16 protein-coding genes and 2 pseudogenes are annotated in these 18,299 nt (G+C 58.1%); 5 read left to right on the forward strand and 13 right to left on the reverse strand.

Translation table 11 applies throughout. From position 1 onward, the window contains the following. Positions 1 to 60 precede the first annotated feature (60 nt). The 8 genes from trxA to CHU71_RS00795 all read right to left on the reverse strand — a co-directional run bounded on the left by trxA (position 61) and on the right by CHU71_RS00795 (position 11,207). A complete protein-coding gene (gene trxA / locus CHU71_RS00760; RefSeq protein WP_049064447.1) occupies positions 61 to 390 on the reverse strand; it encodes a thioredoxin in 330 nt (109 codons plus the stop codon). 6 nt (positions 391 to 396) lie between these two features. After that, positions 397 to 1,323, reverse strand: a complete 927-nt coding sequence (trxB, locus tag CHU71_RS00765) for a thioredoxin-disulfide reductase (RefSeq protein WP_005530714.1) — start codon at positions 1,321 to 1,323, stop codon at positions 397 to 399. Positions 1,324 to 1,465: 142 nt separating this feature from the next. Further along, positions 1,466 to 2,020, reverse strand: a complete 555-nt coding sequence (locus CHU71_RS00770) for a sigma-70 family RNA polymerase sigma factor (protein ID WP_005530716.1) — start codon at positions 2,018 to 2,020, stop codon at positions 1,466 to 1,468. A gap of 81 nt (positions 2,021 to 2,101) precedes the next feature. Continuing rightward, positions 2,102 to 4,582, reverse strand: a complete 2,481-nt coding sequence (gene pepN, locus CHU71_RS00775; protein WP_370450466.1) for an aminopeptidase N — start codon at positions 4,580 to 4,582, stop codon at positions 2,102 to 2,104. Between the two features lie 110 nt (positions 4,583 to 4,692). After that, positions 4,693 to 5,220, reverse strand: a complete 528-nt coding sequence (locus tag CHU71_RS00780; RefSeq protein ID WP_005530720.1) for a YceI family protein — start codon at positions 5,218 to 5,220, stop codon at positions 4,693 to 4,695. A gap of 217 nt (positions 5,221 to 5,437) precedes the next feature. Continuing rightward, positions 5,438 to 8,578, reverse strand: a complete 3,141-nt coding sequence (gene murJ, locus CHU71_RS00785) for a murein biosynthesis integral membrane protein MurJ (protein ID WP_147759887.1) — start codon at positions 8,576 to 8,578, stop codon at positions 5,438 to 5,440. Positions 8,579 to 8,598: 20 nt separating this feature from the next. Continuing rightward, positions 8,599 to 10,626, reverse strand: a complete 2,028-nt coding sequence (locus tag CHU71_RS00790) for a DUF6049 family protein (protein WP_147759888.1) — start codon at positions 10,624 to 10,626, stop codon at positions 8,599 to 8,601. Then, a complete protein-coding gene (locus tag CHU71_RS00795) occupies positions 10,623 to 11,207 on the reverse strand; it encodes an NUDIX hydrolase (protein WP_147759889.1) in 585 nt (194 codons plus the stop codon). The genes CHU71_RS00790 and CHU71_RS00795 overlap by 4 nt, the downstream gene beginning before the upstream one ends. A 28-nt stretch (positions 11,208 to 11,235) precedes the next feature. Between CHU71_RS00795 and CHU71_RS00800 the strand changes: the two genes are divergently transcribed. The 4 genes and pseudogenes from CHU71_RS00800 (at position 11,236) to CHU71_RS00815 (ending at position 14,292) form a co-directional block, all read left to right on the forward strand. Beyond that, a complete protein-coding gene (locus CHU71_RS00800; protein WP_049064439.1) occupies positions 11,236 to 12,639 on the forward strand; it encodes a CCA tRNA nucleotidyltransferase in 1,404 nt (467 codons plus the stop codon). Positions 12,640 to 12,642: 3 nt separating this feature from the next. Next, positions 12,643 to 13,239: a YqgE/AlgH family protein gene (locus tag CHU71_RS00805; protein ID WP_100086702.1), complete on the forward strand. Its 597-nt coding sequence runs from the start codon at positions 12,643 to 12,645 to the stop codon at positions 13,237 to 13,239. A 17-nt stretch (positions 13,240 to 13,256) separates the two neighbouring features. Continuing rightward, positions 13,257 to 13,960, forward strand: a pseudogene (locus CHU71_RS00810) (AzlC family ABC transporter permease). Further along, positions 13,960 to 14,292, forward strand: a pseudogene (locus CHU71_RS00815) (branched-chain amino acid transporter permease). Before CHU71_RS00810 ends, CHU71_RS00815 begins: the two co-directional pseudogenes overlap by 1 nt. On the opposite strand, the gene CHU71_RS00820 reads toward CHU71_RS00815, so the two are convergent. Next, on the reverse strand, positions 14,289 to 14,600 hold the full coding sequence (locus CHU71_RS00820; RefSeq protein WP_049146217.1) for a hypothetical protein: 312 nt from the start codon (positions 14,598 to 14,600) through the stop codon (positions 14,289 to 14,291). The pseudogene CHU71_RS00815 and the gene CHU71_RS00820 sit on opposite strands and share 4 nt — an antisense overlap. Next, positions 14,597 to 15,556, reverse strand: a complete 960-nt coding sequence (locus CHU71_RS00825) for a bile acid:sodium symporter family protein (protein WP_147759890.1) — start codon at positions 15,554 to 15,556, stop codon at positions 14,597 to 14,599. The genes CHU71_RS00820 and CHU71_RS00825 overlap by 4 nt, the downstream gene beginning before the upstream one ends. A gap of 28 nt (positions 15,557 to 15,584) precedes the next feature. On the opposite strand from CHU71_RS00825, the gene CHU71_RS00830 reads away from it, so the two are divergent. Then, on the forward strand, positions 15,585 to 16,649 hold the full coding sequence (locus CHU71_RS00830) for an NADH:flavin oxidoreductase/NADH oxidase (RefSeq protein ID WP_147759891.1): 1,065 nt from the start codon (positions 15,585 to 15,587) through the stop codon (positions 16,647 to 16,649). Positions 16,650 to 16,768: 119 nt separating this feature from the next. Here CHU71_RS00830 and CHU71_RS00835 read toward each other — a convergent pair whose 3' ends face one another. The 3 genes from CHU71_RS00835 to CHU71_RS00845 all read right to left on the reverse strand — a co-directional run bounded on the left by CHU71_RS00835 (position 16,769) and on the right by CHU71_RS00845 (position 18,146). Beyond that, positions 16,769 to 17,140, reverse strand: a complete 372-nt coding sequence (locus CHU71_RS00835) for a Rieske (2Fe-2S) protein (RefSeq protein ID WP_100086708.1) — start codon at positions 17,138 to 17,140, stop codon at positions 16,769 to 16,771. 38 nt (positions 17,141 to 17,178) lie between these two features. Further along, positions 17,179 to 17,391: a hypothetical protein gene (locus tag CHU71_RS00840; protein ID WP_239298894.1), complete on the reverse strand. Its 213-nt coding sequence runs from the start codon at positions 17,389 to 17,391 to the stop codon at positions 17,179 to 17,181. Positions 17,392 to 17,690: 299 nt separating this feature from the next. After that, a complete protein-coding gene (locus CHU71_RS00845; protein ID WP_005530735.1) occupies positions 17,691 to 18,146 on the reverse strand; it encodes an SdpI family protein in 456 nt (151 codons plus the stop codon). Between the last annotated feature and the right edge of the window lie 153 nt (positions 18,147 to 18,299).

Raw genomic sequence — 18,299 nt, forward strand, 5'->3', positions numbered from 1 at the left:
CCTACCCCTTTCTCGTGTTAATACTGTGCGTCCTGAGACGCATGTGAATAAGGCTACCAGCTAGAGCTGCTTTTGAATCTGCGCCACGATGTCAGACTTCGAACGAAGTCCAACAAATTCGTCGACCTTCTCACCGTTGCGGAAAATCAGCACGGAAGGGATCGACATGATCTGGAACATGGCGCCAAGAGTGCGCTCTTCATCGACGTTGACCTTGACGACCTTGACGTCGTCACCAAGCTCGCCCGCGACATCATCGAGGATTGGGGAAAGCTTCTTGCAAGGGCCACACCATTCAGCCCAGAAGTCAACGACGACAGGCTTGGAGGCGGAGGACTCGATTACGTCGGTACGGAAGGAGTCGGTAGTTACGTTTTTTACGTTGCTCATGAATGTTTAACGGCTTTCTGCGAGGAAATGTTCAGCATCGATGGCTGCGCGGCAGCCGGAGCCTGCTGCGGTAATAGCCTGCTGGTAGTGGTCATCGACCAAGTCGCCGCAGGCAAAGACACCCGGAAGGTTGGTCTTGGTGGAAGGCTGATCAACAACGACGTAGCCGCCTTCGTTGAGCGCGACTTGGCCTTCAAGGAAGGCGGAGCGCGGATCGTGGCCAATGGCAACGAACATTGCGGTTACGTCCAGCGTCGAAACTTCACCCGTGATTGCGTCCTTGATCTCGAGCCCGGCGACCTTGCCTTCGCCCTCGATCACACGCTCCACTGTCTTATTCGTAGCCCACTTGATCTGTGGATTGGCCTTTGCACGCTCCAGCATGATCTTGGAAGCGCGGAAGTTCTCAGAGCGATGGATGATGGTGACGGTCTCAGCGAACTTGGTGAGGAAGGTTGCTTCCTCCATTGCGGAGTCGCCGCCGCCCACAACGGCGATGTTGTGACCCTTGAAGAAGAAGCCGTCGCAGGTAGCGCAGGCGGAAACGCCACGGCCGGAAAGCTCTGCCTCGCCTGGAATGCCCAGGTAGCGTGGAGCGGCGCCGGTGGCGAGGATGACGGCGCGGGCCTCAAAGACCTCGTCGCCTACGTGCAGCTTCTTGATCTCGCCTTCGAGCTCGACCGAGTCAACAACCTCCATGCGCAGGTCAGCGCCGAAGCGGATTGCCTGGGAGCGCATTTCCTCCATGAGCTCTGGGCCCATGATGCCCTTCTGGAAGCCTGGGTAGTTCTCCACCTCGGTGGTGTTCATGAGCTCGCCGCCGTACTCGAAACCCTCGAATACGATCGGCTTGAGCTCAGCGCGCGCGGCATAAAGCGCAGCGGTGTAACCGGCAGGGCCGGAGCCTACGATGGCGACATCGTGGACGGTCATTTAAATAACTCCCTTGCAATGTACTGCTGGATCAACCCCACAGATCCTACCCGCGCTACGTTAAATTCCGGGTATCAGAAACGGGGTTGATGCTTAAACGTGACCTCTCATTCAACGAGAGGTCAGGGAGCGTTATTCCTTTTTAAGTATTTGCTCCCTGCAGCATTGCTTCTCGAAGCGCTCGCCGCGCCCGCGCGCGGCGGGACTTAATGGTGCCGGGAGCGACTCCCTGGAAAGCAGCTACTTCGGCGATGGCGTAGCCCTCGACGTCGGTCCAATACAGGGCCTCGCGGTGGTCTTTGTGGAGAAGCTCCATGGCCTCCCGGACGGCCAGTGTGTCCTCGAGGTTCTCGTTGGGGTTGTGAGCCAAGAGATGATTTCTGTCATCTTCGACAAAGTCCACGTCCAGCGAAGCATTTTCGCGGTTGGCTCGGTGGTTGAGGAAGTCATATCCCGAATTCATCACCAAACGGTGCAGCCATGTAGATAACGCGGATTCCCTGCGGTATTTGTGCAGGTTGCAGCTTGCGCGCAAGAGTGCTTCTTGGAGTACATCCTGCGCATCGGTGTCGTTGTGCGTATAGCGTCGTGCCACCATGGTCAGCCTGGCACGGTGTCTTTCCACGATGAGCGAAAAGGCTTTGTTATCCCCTGCTATGAATGCGTCAACAAGTTCGTGATCACTGCGATCAGCCATGTAGATTCCCCCCGGATCAACAGGTACTTAAACCTGTTTTATCCGAGGGGTTCTACCGGGCGCTAGCGAAGAGTGTCTACTCTATTGACCATTTTTCACGCGCAAGGTGCGGCGCAGGTGATCCTGGCACTCGAGCAGCACGCGGCGCAGCGCACGCGGACGCTCCTCGCGCAGGAATTCGTCGGTGGCGGCATCGGCCATCTCGAGCTCCGGGTAAAGGCCGCGGACCAGGCGATTGGCGATCTCGATCGGATGCTCCTGCCAGATCTTGTCGAGTACCTGGAAGAACTCTTCCGCAAAGGGCTCGGTGAGGTGCTTCGAACGCGGCGCATTGAATGCGGCGAGCAAGGAATCCACCTCTGCGTTGGAGTAGGCGCCCGGCTCGCGGACCATGTCGAAGACCTCGCGCTTGCAGTCCGGGAAGGAGCGGGAAACGCCCAGGTAAGCAGCTGCACCGGTCAAAGTGTTGTCGCGCTCCTTCTCGGCGTCGAGTTCTTCCTGGGAGACCGCTTCGCGTGCCGCGAGCGCACGCAGCACCGCCCAGCGGATGTCGGGATCGGTGGCGTCGTCAAGCACTGCGCGCAAACGGTCGTTGCCCGGCTCCGGGGTACTACCCAGCGCATTGATAGCGGCGCGGGTCAGCAGCAAGTGCGTATCCGTGCCCTTCTCCGCTTGCTGCAGCAGCTCCCAGATCTGGGTGGCATAATCCGGGGACTCCGGAAGGTAGTGGTTGACCGCGAATTGGGCGTTGGCCAAAGCAGTGGTGAGCAGGGAGGGGGCCTCCCCTACGGCGTGCTTAAGCACGGTGTCGACGTAGTTTTGGGCCGGCCACTCGCCATCGCGGGTGAGGTTCCACAGGGAAGTCCAGATGACCGCGCGGGAGAGCTCGTCATCAATATCAGAGAGCTTGTCCTGGATGGTCTGCAAGGAGGTCTCGTCGAAGCGCACCTTGGCGTAGGTGTGGTCGCCGTCGTTAAGCAGCAACAGCGCCGGTGCCTGCAGGCCGGAAGCCTCGTCGACAATCGTGCGCGGGCCAGCGACATCGATGTCGAGGACTGCGTACTTGTGCAGGGAGGCGTCGAAAAGCGCAGCGTTCAAGCGGTGCGGACGCGTGCGGTCTTCTGCCTCGGCGAGGATCGCTAGCTCGGTGATCTTGTCACCCTCAACGTGCAGCTCCGGCGCCAGGGTGTCCGGGCCCCAGGTCTTGAGCCATGCGGTGGACCAGGCATCCAGGTCGCGGTCGGTGTGTTGCTTGAGGGCGCTGAGCAGATCGTCGAAGGTCGCGGCCGCAAAAGCATGGTTACGGAAGTAGTCGCGGGCGCCGGCGTAGAAGTTCTCGCGGCCCACGTAATGCACCAGCTGCTTGAGCACCGAAGCGCCCTTGGCGTAGGTGATGCCGTCGAAGTTCTGGCGGGCGGCGTCAACGTCAGGGATGTCTGCCTTGATGGGGTGCGTGGTGGGCAGCTGATCCTGCAGGTACGCCCAGTTCTTGCGTTGACCTGCGAAGTTGGTCCATGCCTCGGTGTACTCGGTGGCCTCGACGGAAGAATCTGCGCCCATGAACTCGGCGAAGGATTCCTTGAGCCATAGGTCATCCCACCACTGCGGGGTGACGAGATCGCCGAACCACATGTGGGACATCTCGTGAAGGATGGTGTTCGTGCGGCCCGCGCGCTGCGCACGGGTAGCACGGGAGCGGAAAAGATAGCTCTCGGTGAAGGTCACGAGGCCTGGGTTCTCCATGGCGCCGAGGTTGTACTCGGGAACGAAGATGGAGTCATACTTGCCCCACGGGTACGGGAACTTGTAGGCCTCGTCGAAGAAATCCATGCCCTGAGCGGTGATTTCCAGGATCTCGTCATCGAGGTAGCCCTCCATCGAGGCGCGCGCGAAGGCGCGGAGCTCGATGTCGCGCCAGGTGCGCGTCTTCACAATGTAGGGACCGGCGGCAAAGGAGGTTAGGTAGGTGGATAGCAGTGGGGTCTCGTTGAACTCCACGGTTACGGCGTTCGCGGCAGTTGCGTTTTCCGCTGCTTGGCGACGCACCTCCGGCTGATTGGAGAGCACCTGCCAACCCTCTGGCGCGGTGATGGTGGTGTAGAAGACCGCCTTGAGATCCGGCTGGTCAAAGCACGGGAAGATGCGTCGGGCGTCGGATGGCTCCAAGTGGGAGTACAGGTAGGTATTGCCGTCCGCGTTGTCCACCATGCGGTGCATGCCTTGGCCGGTGCGGGAGAACGCAGAGACACCTTGGATCTCCACGGTGATCTCTTCTCCCTCCGGCAGCTCGTGGAGGTATATGCGATTGTCGTGGAAGTCGACCTCTACGTCCTCGCCCTGCACAGCGACCTTCGTAACCTGCTCGCCGAGGTAGTCCACGAAGAGCTCGGGCTCCTGGGTGCTAAAGGTGATTCGGGAGGTTACAGGGAAGGTCAGGTTGTCTTGTGCTCCCGAAACATCGAGGTGGAGATGGTAGGAGCTGAGATCGATCGCCTGGGTGCGGGCGATGGCTTCAGCATGCGTGAGGCTGCCAGCCTGGTGAGAAGAGTTCGAGTTAGACATGACGGTCATTTTAGAACCTGGCTGTGGCAGTGGCTAGCACCTGGCTGCATACGAAAAACGCCCCAGGTTTTCCTGGGGCGTTGCGCGTTAGCAGCAGTGTGCTGTGTGAATTACTGCTTGATTGCAGAGACCTCGAGCTCGATCTTGATCTCCTCGGAGACCAGGACGCCGCCGGTCTTCAGCGGTGCGTTGAAGTCGATGCCGTAATCAAGACGGTTGATCTTGGTGGTTGCCTCGAAGCCGAAGCGGGTGTTGCCGAACGGATCCTCAGCGAGGCCCTCGGTCTCAACGTCCAGGGTGACCGGCTTGGTAACGCCCTTGATGGTGAGGTCGCCGGTAACGGTGCCGTTGCCAGCCTCGTCAACGTTGAAGGAGGTAGCGGTGAAGGTCAGCTCCGGGTACTTCTCTACTGCGAAGAAGTCGTCGCCCTTAACGTGGCCGTCGCGGTCATCGTTGCCGGTGTTGATGGAAGCGGACTTGATGGTGACGTCAGCCTTGGAATCAGCGATGTTCTCTGCAACGGTGATGGTGCCCTCGAAGTCCTCGAACTTGCCGCGGGTCTTGGTAACCATTGCGTGGCGAGCAACGAAGCCGATGGTGGTGTGTGCTGGGTCGAGTACGTAGGTACCTGCAATCATGATGTTCTCCTAAAAAAATTCTGCTTTGTCTGTGACGGCGAGTTCCGGAAACGAGTTCTTGAAACCGCGCGGTCGAAACTGTCGTTTGTTGATGTAACAACATATAGCTTACTCGCGTCACTAAATTAGTCAACGCTTGAAGTAATGTTGCTATTTCCAAAAGGGAACGCCACCATGCCTGAACTGGCATGATGGCGCTATAAGGGGATGAATAAAATTAGGACAAGCCCACGGTTTGTAGTTCGGAGACTGCGACCTTGCCGTCGAACATGATGAGGACTCCGTCGAAGCCCTCCTGCACCTTCTTCAGCTCAATGTCCTGCTTGCTGGCGCTGAGTTTGCCCTTGGCCAGCTCGGTGCCCTCGGGTTCCTCCGGATCAAACTTGTCAGTGTTCACGCCATAGACGGTGAACTTAGTGCCCGTGGAACCGTACTGGCTGACCTGCAGCACATGCAGCTGAGTCGGCTTCTCTAAGGTAACGAGTGCGCCCTCGGCGATGTCCACTCGTGCGGAACCCTTGCCGTCGACGAGTGCCTTCTGTTCCTTGTTATCCGGAACAGTGAACGCTGACTTTTCCTTGAGTAGCACCGGCGGGGTGTTCGGGAAGCTGGTCACGGTCTGCGTTGGCTTGGTTACGGGTGACTCCTCCCCCACCAAAGACATGATCCACGCGGTCAGTGCAGCCATACCCACAACAAAGATGGTGGCAAAGACGCCCAAGATGATCGCGCCCGATCCCGAGTAGCCGCGGCCACCGAAGCCTGGAGTGGCTTCAGGAGTTTCGACCTTTTCTTCGCGCACCTCCAGAGTCTGCTCTGTCTCGTTTGCATATGCATGCAAGACCTTTGCGCGCTCCTCGAGCGACTGCTCAGAATGTGCAACGTCGCGTAGTTCCTGCGGCGTAGATGTCGTGGATTCAGTCAGTAACGTAATGGTGGAGTTGATTCCATCGACGTCCGTTTCCACACTATTGCGCTCGAGTACGGCAGGGAACGCCAGCTTGGCGACGCCGTCCGTAGCGATACGGATGCGGTTGCGGTTATCGATACCCAGTACAAGATCGTGCTCGTGCGCTGTAGTTGCGGCGTCGACCAGCGGAGCGAGCGCACGTGCTACTGCACGCGGATCGAGGTCGCCTTCTTCCGCAACCGTCTTAAGCGGCGTGCCCTCAATCCAGTCGGCCACCACAAGGCAACCCTGGCGGTAGGACAGAATCTGGATGTTGGATGCCACCGCTTCCAATCCAAGCTCGGCGAGTTTGCGGGTGTTGCGAGAAATGTCGGCAGAACGACGTGCTGCCACTGATGGGGTTGCCGGAGCCATCGGAGCCTCGCCCGTTGTGTCTACGAAGGTCAGGGAAACGACGCGGCCGGTGGCTTGTTCGCGGGCCTTCCAGAAGCGAGCGCCGGGGACCGAACCGTAGTCGGCAAGGAGGCGGAAGCGTCCGTCGGATACTGGAGCACCTGGTACCAGGCGCGGGCCGCGGACAATGCCGGCCGACATAGGCGGTGGGACTGGCGAGGAGTTGAACGCATCCTGGTTGAAGATCGGTTGGATTTCCTGGATCTCCGGCTCCTCGACCTCGATGGCTTCGGCGTCGTCGATCTTGATAAGACGGTTCATTCCCGGAATGCGCTGCAGCTGGCGGCCCAGGTTGATAACCTCTGGCAAGCCGGAGCGTGAGAGCACCAGGCCAGTTGCAATAACGAAGGTAAGTCCTACCACCATCAAGCGGATGAGCTCGACGAAAGGCGGTAGGGAGTCCGGTAGAACGAGATTGATGACCATGTTGAGGACAAAGGCCACAACGAGGCCAGCTACGGAAGACAACGTGGCCCACAAGGTGGTGCCTAGGATTTCCTTTCCACCGAGGCTGCCCAGCTTGCGCTTGAGGAGGAAGCCGCCGATGACCGCACCGGCAATGAAACCAAAGCCGTTTGCCGTACCCAGAAGAATAACAACGCGCTCTGGGGAATCCGCCACGTGTGGTGCGAGCATGGATAGAACAACCTTGGTGAAGGTAATTCCGGCAATGATGAAGGTTGGTGTCCAGGCTTCTTCACGGGCATAGAACACGCGTAGGTGCAGCAGCACCAACGCATAAGGAATGAGTGTAAACGCCGAGAAGCTGAGGGTTAGGCCCAGCAGCTCAGCGGCATCTGCGTCAAAGGCACCGTACTGGAAGAGACCTCGGGCAATCGGAATGCCGAATCCGGTCATAAAGATGACGATTGGAATCAGCGCGATGAAGGTCAGCTTGGTGCCTAGGGTGAGATCGCGTACGACTGCCTTGACGTCACCGTCCGCTGCATTGCGGGACAGGCGTGGCATGATTGCGGTGAGCAACGTGACGCCAATAACGCCATATGGAACCTGCAGCAACAGCCATGCCTGCTGGTAAGTAAAGGGAGCACCTTCATCTGCCTGCGATGCAATACGCGAGGTGATGATGTAGCCCAGCTGGGATACGGCAACGTAAGCCACGATCGCCATGGCCATGCCGCCGAACTGCTTGAGGCGATCGTCCAAACCCCACAGCGGTTTGAGGTTAATTCCTGCCTTCTTTAAGTACGGGAACAAGATCAGGCATTGGACAATGACACCTAAAGTGGTACCCAGTGCCAGCAAGAGAACGTGAGGGTCAGAAACCGGAGATGGTGCCTCTGGGTGCAAGGACCCTGGTACCACTTGATATGCCACCAGCACCGCGATGGAGATGATGTTGTTGACCACCGGTGCCCAAGCACCAGGTCCAAAAACATTCTTGGTATTGAGTACCGCTTGGAAAAGCGCAAAGAGGCCGTAGAAGAAGATCTGCGGGAGAAGCAGATATGCGAAGGACGTTGCCTGGGTGGCATTAACCTCGCCGTCATCTGTCAACATAATGGTTGTCAGTTGGGGCGCAAAAATGCATGAGGCTACCGTGACAATACCCAGCAAAGTGAACGCCAAGGTAAAGAGGCGACGTACAAAGTTCTCTCCCCTATCCGCGTCTTCCTTCTCGGCACGCACCAGGACTGGGACGACCAAGGAAGTTAGGACAGCTCCGAGGACAATCTCAGTGATGAGGTTGGGAAGTTGGTTCGCTGTGGTGAACGCGGAAGAAATCGCGGGACCGAGCGACGAACCGATGAGAACGTTGCGCAGGAAGCCTGTGATGCGGGAGATCAGCGTGGCAATCGCCATGGATCCGGTGGCGCGAACAACCGCGCCGTCGGAAGTAGCAGTCTCTACATGTTCGCCTTTCAACGCGGATTTGTCTTCCGCCACTGGCATCGGTGCAACCCTCTTTTCCGGCACAGGTGCCGGCGGCGTGGGCGTCACAATGCGACGACGAGAGCCATTTTCATTAGTCATAAAAGGAACTAACTATCTCTTTAGGAACTTTTCTTTTTTCTCCGCCCCAGCCGGAATAGCAGGGCCAAAATGAGAGTTAGAGCGGCGATGGCGCCGACTCCGTACACGCTTACGATACCGGCACGGGTCTGAACTGCGATATTTACCGGCTCGGAGATGGCCTGTTTGGACGGCGTGGCCAACCACAAGCTGATGTTAGTTCGGTCGACGTTAGGCATGTTTGCGGTCATGGATACCGTAATGGAACCCTTTGCCGGTATGCGCACGCGCGACGGAGTGTTAAGCGTTGCTGTTTCAGATTCGTAGATGAGCGAGGCGTCGACAGGCAGCGGAAGCCCGTTTTCTGCCACGATGAGCAGCGGCGATGACTCCGAGACGCGCGTGTAAACGTTGCCAGGTGGGATCAGCGACACTGAGGAGCGCAACGTGCGCAACACCTCAGATTGCTTGCTCAGGCGGTCGTTGAAGTCACCCGACAGCGCCACAAGGAGGTCGCGGCGTAGTGGGAGCGTGAAGTCGTAGCGCGTCATCGCAATAGCCGGATCGTTGACCATGATGCTGGTCAACTCGTCCGTGTAGCGCGCCTGCTGTTCCACGCGCACGATGTCGGCGTCACTGAAAGCAGACTCGTCCTCATAGGGCGTGCCCAATGGGCGGTCGGTCTCTTCAAGTGGCAGATCCGTCACCGCACGGGGGCGCACCTTTCCGGCGTCCAACAGCTTCGTTGCTGTGTCGAGGACCTGCTCCCCTGTTTCCGGGCTCAGATAGTTCGGCAGCTTTGCCACCACGTCACCCTCGGATGCCGCCACGCTAACCGACGCCGCGCTGGTCAAGGCCTGCGAGGTCGGCGAGTCTTGCGCGAAATCATAGCGCAGGAAGGGGTTCGTGTAAGCTGCGCCGGGGTTTAGCAGGGAGCCAAGAGAGGCGTCGAAAGTGGCGGCCTGACCCACCCAACCGGTGTTATTTGCTACGAGCGCCGGCCGCTCAAATTTGCGGTTTACGTACCCTGAACTGGGAAGCAGCAATGTGGACGTGGGTTTGCCCACGATGTCTTCGTAAGTGCGATTGAGCGCCTCGTAGGTGAGGAAGTCATTATTGACATGAGCTACGGCATTAATGTCCGTGTTTGCCCACGGCAGCGGCATGTGGCACTGCAGGTTTTGAATGCGCTCGATCCAAGCCTTGGCATCGGCTGCTCCAGTACCCGGCTTGCCGCGCTGCGAAGCGTCGTCATTGAACCAGGAGTCACGTAAGCGCTTGGGGCGCTCGGCGATGGAGGGACGCGTGTCATTGACCGTGTAGCCTTCGGCCATGCGGTTTACGGTATCCACTAACGCGGGATCCAGTGCGACGCAGCCTGCGCCTTTGAGATCGTGATCGAGGTAGGAATCCAGCAGCTTATCAAGGCGGCCGCCTTCGCGCAGCTCCTCCGCCAGGTGATCATCGCTCAAGATGAGCGACTCTCCCCCGGTTTCCCCAGGCACGATGTTAATCTCCGAGGTGATCGGGTAAATCACTGTCAGTGCGTTCGGTTCTTCGGGCAGTTCCGCGGCATCCTCTGTTTCAGCGCTTGGTGCTTTCTCGGCGTTGAATTCAAAGATCATCCGCTCGTCGGCGAAGCTGTTGGCTTGGCCCTCCTGCATTCCCGTCAGAGTGAACTGGAGCGGGTAGTTTCCCGGCTCCGTCATGGCCAGCGTGGGTTCCTGCCCCAGCGAGAGCGGGACCTTGAAAGTTACTTCCTTGGTCTCACCAGGATCGATTGAGCCTACGCTTTGCGACGCCCCATAGTACGGGTAGGCGCCCGCCGCCAGCTCTTCCTGAGCCTGCTCGGTGGTTGACACCGCATCGTTGCGGCGGCTGTTGATCTGGAGATCCTCCACTTTGTTCTCGGTGGGATTGTGAATGCGGAAGGTCGCTTCCATGACCCCGTCTTCGGTGGCTTCAGAAAGCAGATCGAAGTCGAGGGTGCCCGGAAGTCTGGTTTGCGCTTGCGCAGGAACCGGGGCTGCTAATAGGCCTGCGAGTATCAGCGCTGAAAGCCGCTTCACCGCGGAGTCGCCTTTCCTGCGGCGGCTTCCTTTCGTGCCAAGTCCGGCAAGAGGTCATGAGCGATGCGCGCCAGCTTGCGTTCGTCGGCGTATGCGAGGTGCTCGATGAGCTCCGAGACAGGAACCCACGAAACCTCGGTGACTTCTGGATCCTCGTCGTTAAGGATGCCGTCGACAAAGCGCAGCAGGTGATGGTGCACCGTCTTGTGGATGCGCACCCCATCAGAGACGAACCAGTAATCGATCATGCCCAGGTCCGCAAAGACCTTGCCGTGAATGCCGGTCTCCTCCCAGACCTCACGCTCGGCGGTGACGTGTTTATCCTCGCCGTTTTCCACGTGGCCTTTGGGCATCGACCACAGCAGGCGGCCGCGCCGGTCGAGGCGGCCGATCAGGGCTACGTAAATGCGCGAAAGATCGACGTTGTCTCCGTCGACTGCCTCAGCGAGCCCAGACACGACAAGTCCACCCGCGGAGGTCTCATCACGCGTTGTCATGCGCGTGATGGAGTTGCGCTGCGGGCGCCTTTCCGGGCGGCGGCCGCGACGCCGCCTGCGGGAGCCTTGTTCGTGGTTAGTCATCCTTGCTAATCGTAGTAGACTAACACCCGTGAATTTTCAGGACACTCAGCTAAACGGCGTTGAAACGACTCTTGCCTCGCTCAGTGGCCTCGCAGAGCAATTACGAGCTCGCGGAAACCGGCTTTACCTCGTCGGCGGTTCCGTGCGTGATGCGTTGTTGTCGCGCTTGGGCCACGATCTAGATTTCACCACCGACGCTCGCCCCGAGGTGGTCCAGGAAATCCTCGATGGATGGGCCGAGACTGTCTGGGACACAGGCATCGACTTCGGTACCGTCTCGGCTGTATATAAGGGACAGCAGATCGAGATCACCACGTTCCGCTCCGACTCCTACGACGGGGATTCCCGCAATCCGGAGGTTGTCTTCGGTGATTCCCTGGAGGGCGACCTCGTGCGTCGTGACTTTAAGGTCAATGCCATGGCCATCGAGCTCAAAGAGGATGGTTACGAATTCCATGACCCCATGGGAGGGTTGACGGATCTCAAGAACAAGATCCTCGATACCCCGGATAAGCCGGAGATCTCCTTCCACGACGATCCGCTACGCATGCTGCGCGCAGCGCGCTTTGCCTCCCAGCTGGAGTTTGACGTGGCCGAGCGCGTCAAGACCGCGATGACTGAAATGGCGGGTGAAATCCGCAGGATCACCGTCGAGCGCGTGCAGGTGGAGCTCGACAAACTCATGTTGGGCAAGAACCCGGAAACCGGCATTGAACTGCTGGTTGATACGGGAATTCTGGATCATATTTTCCCCGAGATTCCTGCCCTGCGCATGGCTCCCGACGAGCACGCGCAGCACAAAGATGTCTACGCGCACTCGCTCACGGTCTTGCGCCAGGCCATCGATCAGGAGGAGGAGCCCGACCTGATCCTGCGCTGGGCGGCGCTGCTTCACGACGTCGGTAAGCCTGACACGCGTGATACCACCGACGGCAAGGTGACCTTCCACCACCACGAAGTCGTTGGTGCGAAGTTGGTGCGCAAGCGCCTGCGGAAGCTGAAGTACCCTAAGGCCACCATCGAGGCCATCGGGCAGCTGGTGTACCTGCATATGCGCTTCCATGGCTTCGGCGAAGGTCAGTGGACCGACTCCGCTGTGCGCCGCTACGTCACCGATGCTGGTGACCTGCTCCCCCGCCTCCACAAGATCGTGCGCGCGGATTGCACCACCCGTAACGCCAAGAAGGCACGGCGCCTGCAGCGCACCTACGACCACCTTGAGGAGCGAATCGCTGAGATCGCCGCCAAGGAGGACCTCGCCCGCGTACGTCCTGACCTCGACGGTAACGAGATCATGGAGATCCTCGGGCTCAACCCGGGGCCCGAGGTGGGTCAAGCGTGGTCCTACCTCAAGGAGCTGCGCTTGGAGGAAGGACCCCTCGAGCGTGACGTTGCTATTGCGAAGCTGCGCGAGTGGTGGGAGTCTAGGTAGAACATGTATGCCGACAGACTTTTCAACGCCCTAGAGCGCAACGAACCAGGACCGGGTCAACTGCTCGTCGCCGCGCCGGGAATGCTCTCCCCTGAGTTTGCTCGCTCCGTCATCCTTGTCATTGAGCACAATGACATGATGACCTTTGGCGTGGACCTGACCAAGCGCTCGGAGGTGGCCGTCTTTAACGTGCTGCCCGAGTGGCTGCCGGTCGTGGCTAAGCCCCAGGCCCTGTACATCGGTGGACCGCTGAATCAGCAGTCCGTTGTGGCCCTCGGAATGGCCAAACAGGGCGTTCGCATCGAGGAGCACCCGCAGCTCAACAAGCTGGCCCCGCGCCTCGTTCATGTCGATTTGCGCTCAGAACCCGAGGACATCGCTGAACTCGTCACCGGCGCGCGGCTTTTCGCCGGCTACGCCGAGTGGGGCCCTGGCCAACTCTCAGAAGAGATTGAGCGGGGCGATTGGTACGTGGCTCCCGCACTTGCTCAAGATGTCCTGACACCTGGCGCGGCGGATCTGTGGGGCGACGTGATGAAGCGCCAGCCGATGCCGCTGCCTTTGTACTCCACTTACCCTGCGAACATCGACGATAACTAGTGTTCTAGTATTTCCTCATGCGCGAGGAGATACTGAAGGGACTGAAAGATACATGGGCGGTGGCCGTGGGTCTTGTCCCACTCGGCCTCGCCTTCGGAATTTTGATTGTCCAAACCGGCTTCGCATGGTGGTGGGCACCCATTTTTCAGTGGTGATTTACGCCGGATCGATGGAGTTTCTCGCAATCAGCATGGTCACTGGTGGAACGAGTGCGATTACCTCGTTGGTCACCGCTTTCATGGTGAACTTCCGCCACATCTTTTATGGCCTCACGTTCCCGCGGGACAATATTAAGAGCTTCTTGGGCCGCGCCTATTCCACGTATGCCCTCACGGACGAGTCTTATGCCATCGTTTCCGCCAAGCCGCGTGACGAGCGATTGTCCGGTGTCCACATTCTCACCATCCAGGTCTTTTGTCAGTTATTGTGGGTGCTCAGCGGCATCGTGGGTGCGCTGGCTGGGCAGATTATCCCGCCAAACGTTAAAGGACTCGAGTTCGCTCTCGTGGCGCTCTTCGTAGTTTTGGCCATGGATTCTTTTCACAACAATAAGGACTACTCGCTGCCTTTGTCTGCTGCAGTCTGCGGCATTCTCGCCACGGTGCTCTTTCCTGGCCAGGTTCTCATGGTGGCGTTGGTGGCTTATTTCTGCTTGCTCCTCCTACGCTTCTTCTCGCCGCGTCTGGATTCTGCGATGGTGCTGCGAAAGGGTGAGCGCTAATGCCAGCCGGTGTAACCCTCTCCATGGTCGCTGCAGTCCTCATCCCGATCTGCATCGTTACCGTGTTGCTTAGGTAGCTTCCCTATTACTTCATCAAGGCGCTCAAGGGCAGTCAGTTTATTGGCCTGCTTGGAATGACGATGCCTGTCGGCGTTATGACAGTGCTCGTGGTCTATACGGTCTTTGGGCAAAAAGAAGCGCCCGGCGGAATCCTCGCCGCTCTGATTGGTGTGGCGATTACTGCCGGGCTGCACTGGTGGAGGAAGGACTCGGCCCTCTCCATCTTTGGCGGCACCGCTGCCTACATGGTGCTGGTTAACTTCGTATTCTAAAGTTCTCCGTAAAGAGCCACTGCTTCGCGCCACAGCGCCGCGAAGTCGTCAGCGGAAATGTGCTCTGCCGTGATGTCGGGGAAGTCGTTGTAGGTGTTGGGATGTGGTACCTGGCGCTGGGGAATGTCTGCGTTTCCCACGGCTTTGGAAGGAGTGGCTGCGCCTGCGACGGCGTCGTTTGGCGCCAGCGCAATCATGCGCAGCATGGTGCAGGTATTAACGTCAACCTCTTCCATCTCCGCGATGTGGATGGCGGAACCTACGCCGGGAACTTCCATGGTGGTGCGGACGTACATCAGAGTGCTCATGACTGCCCAGCATACCGGGCCGCGAGCCAGGAGCAGATCATGAGCTGAACCTGGTGGTAGATCATGAGTGGCAGAATCAGCAGGCCCAGCGAGGTGCTGCCGGAGGCGAAGATGACCGAGGCCATCGGTAGTCCTGTAGCGAGGGACTTCTTAGAACCACAGAATTCGATGGCAATGACGTCTGCGCGGGGGAAGCCAAGCTTGGAGCCCAGGGTCTTGGTGAGCCAGAGCATAAAGGCAACCATCAAGATCGATAGGACGACTAAGAACACAATCTCCCAGATGCTGATTGAGTCCCAGATGCCATCGACTACTCCCTTGGAGAACGCGGCGTAGACCACCATTGTGATGGAGCCGCGGTCGACAATCTTCGTGCCTTTGCTTGCTGCGAAGTCCTTGACCCACTTACGGGTTAGCTGGCCGAGGATGAATGGTGCAAGCAACAGGAGGCTGATTTCGACGAAGACTGAGCTGTCGATAGAGATGCCATTTCCAGCGCCCATCAGAGCCATGACCAACAGCGGCGTCATGATGACGCCCACTAGGTTCGATGCCGACGCTGACACGATTGCGCCGGCGATGTTTCCCTTGGCCACTGACGTAAATGCCACGGAGGACTGGACGGTGGACGGCACCAAGGTGAGGTACAAGATGCCGAGGTACATGTCGTGGGAAATGAACAGAGTTAGCGGGCGCAGAGCCAAGCCGAGGATCGGGTACAGGACGAAGGTAAACGCCAAGATAGTCAGGTGTAGGCGCCAGTTCTTCAGACCGTTGAGGGCTTCTTGTGTGGACAGGCGTGCGCCGTAGAGGTAGAACAGCAACGCGATGACCACGTTGGTCAGCGAGTCAAAGACCTCAGCAAAGTGGCCGCGTGCCGGAAAGATGATCGCCACGACCACTGCGGAAATGATGAGGAGAATAAGCGGATCTATCTTCTTTAGGCGCGAAGTCATCCTCAAAGCATATCGGTAGCATTGGCCCATGACTAAACTATTTTCTCCGATTATCCTGCGTGACTTCGAGTTCCCCAACCGTGCGTGGCTACCGCCGATTTGTCAGTACCAGGCGGTAGAGGGTCTTCCGCAGGATTGGCATTTAGTTCATTACGGCTCCCGTGCGGCCGGCGGTTTTGGCCTCATCATTGTCGAAGCTACCGCTGTATCCCCCGAAGGCAGGATCTCCCCTAATTGCGCCGGAATCTGGAATGATGAACAGCGCGACAAGTGGAAAGAGATTGTCGAGTTTTCCCACAGCCTTAACGCGCCGATCGGCATCCAGCTTGGCCACGCCGGCCGCAAGGCATCGACTCATCCGATGCTGCCTGGCTATGCCCGCGGCTCGGTCCCGCTAGAGGAGGGCGGCTGGGAAACGATAGGCCCTTCCGCGATTAGCTACCCGGGTTACACTGCCCCGCGCGAGATGAGCGCGCAGGAAATCGCTGCAACCGTCGAGCATTTTGCCGCTGCGGCGAAGCGTGCCGTTGAGGCCGGTTTCGACACCATTGAACTGCACGGTGCCCATGGCTACCTGCTACACAACTTCTTGAGTCCGTTGAGCAATCAGCGTATCGACTCCTACGGTGGCAGCTTTGAAAACCGCGTCCGCTTCCCTCTTGAGGTGGTTGATGCGGTTCGTGCTGTTATCCCTCAGGGGATGCCGTTGATCATGCGCGTTTCGGCAACTGATTGGGTTACTGGCCGTCTTGCCTGGGACGTGGAGCAAACCATCGAATTTGCCAGGCTCTTGCGGGAACATGACGTTGACTTCGTCGATGTTTCTACTGGCGGCAACGAGCACGCCGAGATCCCCGTGGGTCACGAGTATCAGGTGGAGTACGCCACGCGCGTTCGAGAGTCGGGGCTTCCAGTATCAACGGTGGGTCTCATTACCGAGGCGCAGCACGCGGAGCAGATTCTTTCAGATGATCGTGCTGATGTCATCGAGATTGGGCGTGCCGCATTGAAGGACGCCTACTGGGCACGCCACGCGGCTGAGGAACTGGGTGAGCCATTGGAGCCCCTCCCCTCCTATAGCCGTGCAAAGTAATTATGATGTTTCACGTGAAACAATGGATTCACGTGAAACACTCTCATGCTTCCGGGGCCAAAAGCTCTAGATGGTCAGCGCCGTAATTCAATAGTGTTAATTTAAAGCGCTGTTGTGGCTTAAGCAGAGACGTTCTTGACGGTGGTGCCGTCCGACTCGACGCCGTACTCGGTCAGTGGCTTGGTGCCCGGGCCGTCGATGACCGAACCGTCAGCAAGGTCATAAGACGTGAAGTGGGAAGTGCAGGTGGCGGTCATGCCATCAATCTTGGTAATCAAGCTTCCCTGGTGAGGGCAGGTTTGGGAGTATGCCTTAAACTCCCCTTCTGTTGGCTGGACAAAGATCACTTTGTCCACCATGACCGCCGAGCCCACTGGGATCTCAGTGGCGGCGATCTCTGCGCTTGGCTCCTTGCCGCACGCAGCAAGGTAGGCGCCGGCGAATGTTGTTGCGGTGCCGAGGAGGAACATACGACGAGAGCACGTATTCATGTTTCTAGACTATCTCACTCTCTAAGCTATCTCACTCTTTAGACTTCTAGGTCCCAAGTGGGAACAGAGTCTGCGTTTGCTCCCCCGAGATCGTAAGACCCAACCTCGTTTCCGAGATCGTCGTAAATGGCTAATGCAGAATCTTGTTTGTCGGCGCCGCTGGTGCCTACGTTGTTGATGATGGCGCCTATGGCGATCGCGGAAACCGCTACTGCCGCGACGGCGAGGCTTTTGGTATTCATTTCTTTCATGTCATCCATTGTGCGCGCGAGTTCTGCGTGCGGCACGCTTCCGCGCCGTTTCCAAGCGGCTTGGTGCAATCTTCCCAGACTTTACCCAGCTTCAGATTTTCAGAATCTGATTAACGGAACTACTAGTTAGATACGCAAGCAGTAGTGAGCCACCAATACTGTAATCTCCTGGCAAAACGGCTGAATATCGTCACCCTTGACGTAGTTTTTAACCTGTAGCGCGGGCCCTGTCGTTTTAGTCACTGTGTCTTTAAAATTGGGTATAAAGATAGCCCCGAAATCGAGGGCTGAAACTGTTTTTAGGCGTGGTCTGACTTTTCAGCGGCCTTGCGGAGTGCGCCGAGATCAACCTCGGGTGCCTCCGAACCACAACCACCGTCGCCGCAATTACAGCTATCGCCGCAACCCTCTTCTTCCTTGTGGGCCTCGTCCCACAGGAATGCCGCGCGGGAGCCCATGTTGGAACCGATGGAAAGGGCAAGCACCGCGATGACGAAAGTCAACGCCGGGATCGTCCACATCCAACCAGAGGCGGAGATTGCTACGATTCCACCGAAAACAAGGGAGACTCCTGCGAGTGCCCAGAACGGGCCGGCGATCGCGTGTGCATTATCCCAAGCCTCCTTGGATTTGCGAATCTCCACGAGGCGAAGTCCTACAACGCTATTGCCCGGAAGTTTTCGTGCGGTGGCCAGCCCACCGACAACGAGGAGGATAGCGGCAAGGATAAAGAAGATGATTGCGATCGCGAGCATGCCCCTTAGTTTAACCCTGAATTAGTCAGAAGAAAATCGAGGGTAGCCTGCCAAAATAATCCATCAGTTATATGTAATTTATTCACGGACTTTGGTAATATTCTGAGCGTGTCGACCAATAGAAATTTGTGGTCACACTCAGCGCACGACAAT

Source organism: Corynebacterium sp. LK14 (genome assembly GCF_008042215.1).
Classification (GTDB): domain Bacteria; phylum Actinomycetota; class Actinomycetes; order Mycobacteriales; family Mycobacteriaceae; genus Corynebacterium; species Corynebacterium striatum.

Excerpts from the sequence above, each read along its gene's own strand:
- CHU71_RS00805 (WP_100086702.1), top strand. The coding sequence starts at position 12,643 with ATGTATGCCGACAGACTTTTCAACGCCCTAGAGCGCAACGAACCAGGA.
- CHU71_RS00825 (WP_147759890.1), bottom strand. The coding sequence starts at position 15,556 with ATGACTTCGCGCCTAAAGAAGATAGATCCGCTTATTCTCCTCATCATT.
- trxA (WP_049064447.1), bottom strand. The coding sequence starts at position 390 with ATGAGCAACGTAAAAAACGTAACTACCGACTCCTTCCGTACCGACGTA.
- CHU71_RS00830 (WP_147759891.1), top strand. The coding sequence starts at position 15,585 with ATGACTAAACTATTTTCTCCGATTATCCTGCGTGACTTCGAGTTCCCC.
- murJ (WP_147759887.1), bottom strand. The coding sequence starts at position 8,578 with ATGACTAATGAAAATGGCTCTCGTCGTCGCATTGTGACGCCCACGCCG.
- CHU71_RS00840 (WP_239298894.1), bottom strand. The coding sequence starts at position 17,391 with ATGAAAGAAATGAATACCAAAAGCCTCGCCGTCGCGGCAGTAGCGGTT.
- CHU71_RS00820 (WP_049146217.1), bottom strand. The coding sequence starts at position 14,600 with ATGAGCACTCTGATGTACGTCCGCACCACCATGGAAGTTCCCGGCGTA.
- CHU71_RS00780 (WP_005530720.1), bottom strand. The coding sequence starts at position 5,220 with ATGATTGCAGGTACCTACGTACTCGACCCAGCACACACCACCATCGGC.
- trxB (WP_005530714.1), bottom strand. The coding sequence starts at position 1,323 with ATGACCGTCCACGATGTCGCCATCGTAGGCTCCGGCCCTGCCGGTTAC.
- pepN (WP_370450466.1), bottom strand. The coding sequence starts at position 4,582 with ATGTCTAACTCGAACTCTTCTCACCAGGCTGGCAGCCTCACGCATGCT.
- CHU71_RS00845 (WP_005530735.1), bottom strand. The coding sequence starts at position 18,146 with ATGCTCGCGATCGCAATCATCTTCTTTATCCTTGCCGCTATCCTCCTC.
- CHU71_RS00795 (WP_147759889.1), bottom strand. The coding sequence starts at position 11,207 with ATGACTAACCACGAACAAGGCTCCCGCAGGCGGCGTCGCGGCCGCCGC.
- CHU71_RS00770 (WP_005530716.1), bottom strand. The coding sequence starts at position 2,020 with ATGGCTGATCGCAGTGATCACGAACTTGTTGACGCATTCATAGCAGGG.
- CHU71_RS00835 (WP_100086708.1), bottom strand. The coding sequence starts at position 17,140 with ATGAATACGTGCTCTCGTCGTATGTTCCTCCTCGGCACCGCAACAACA.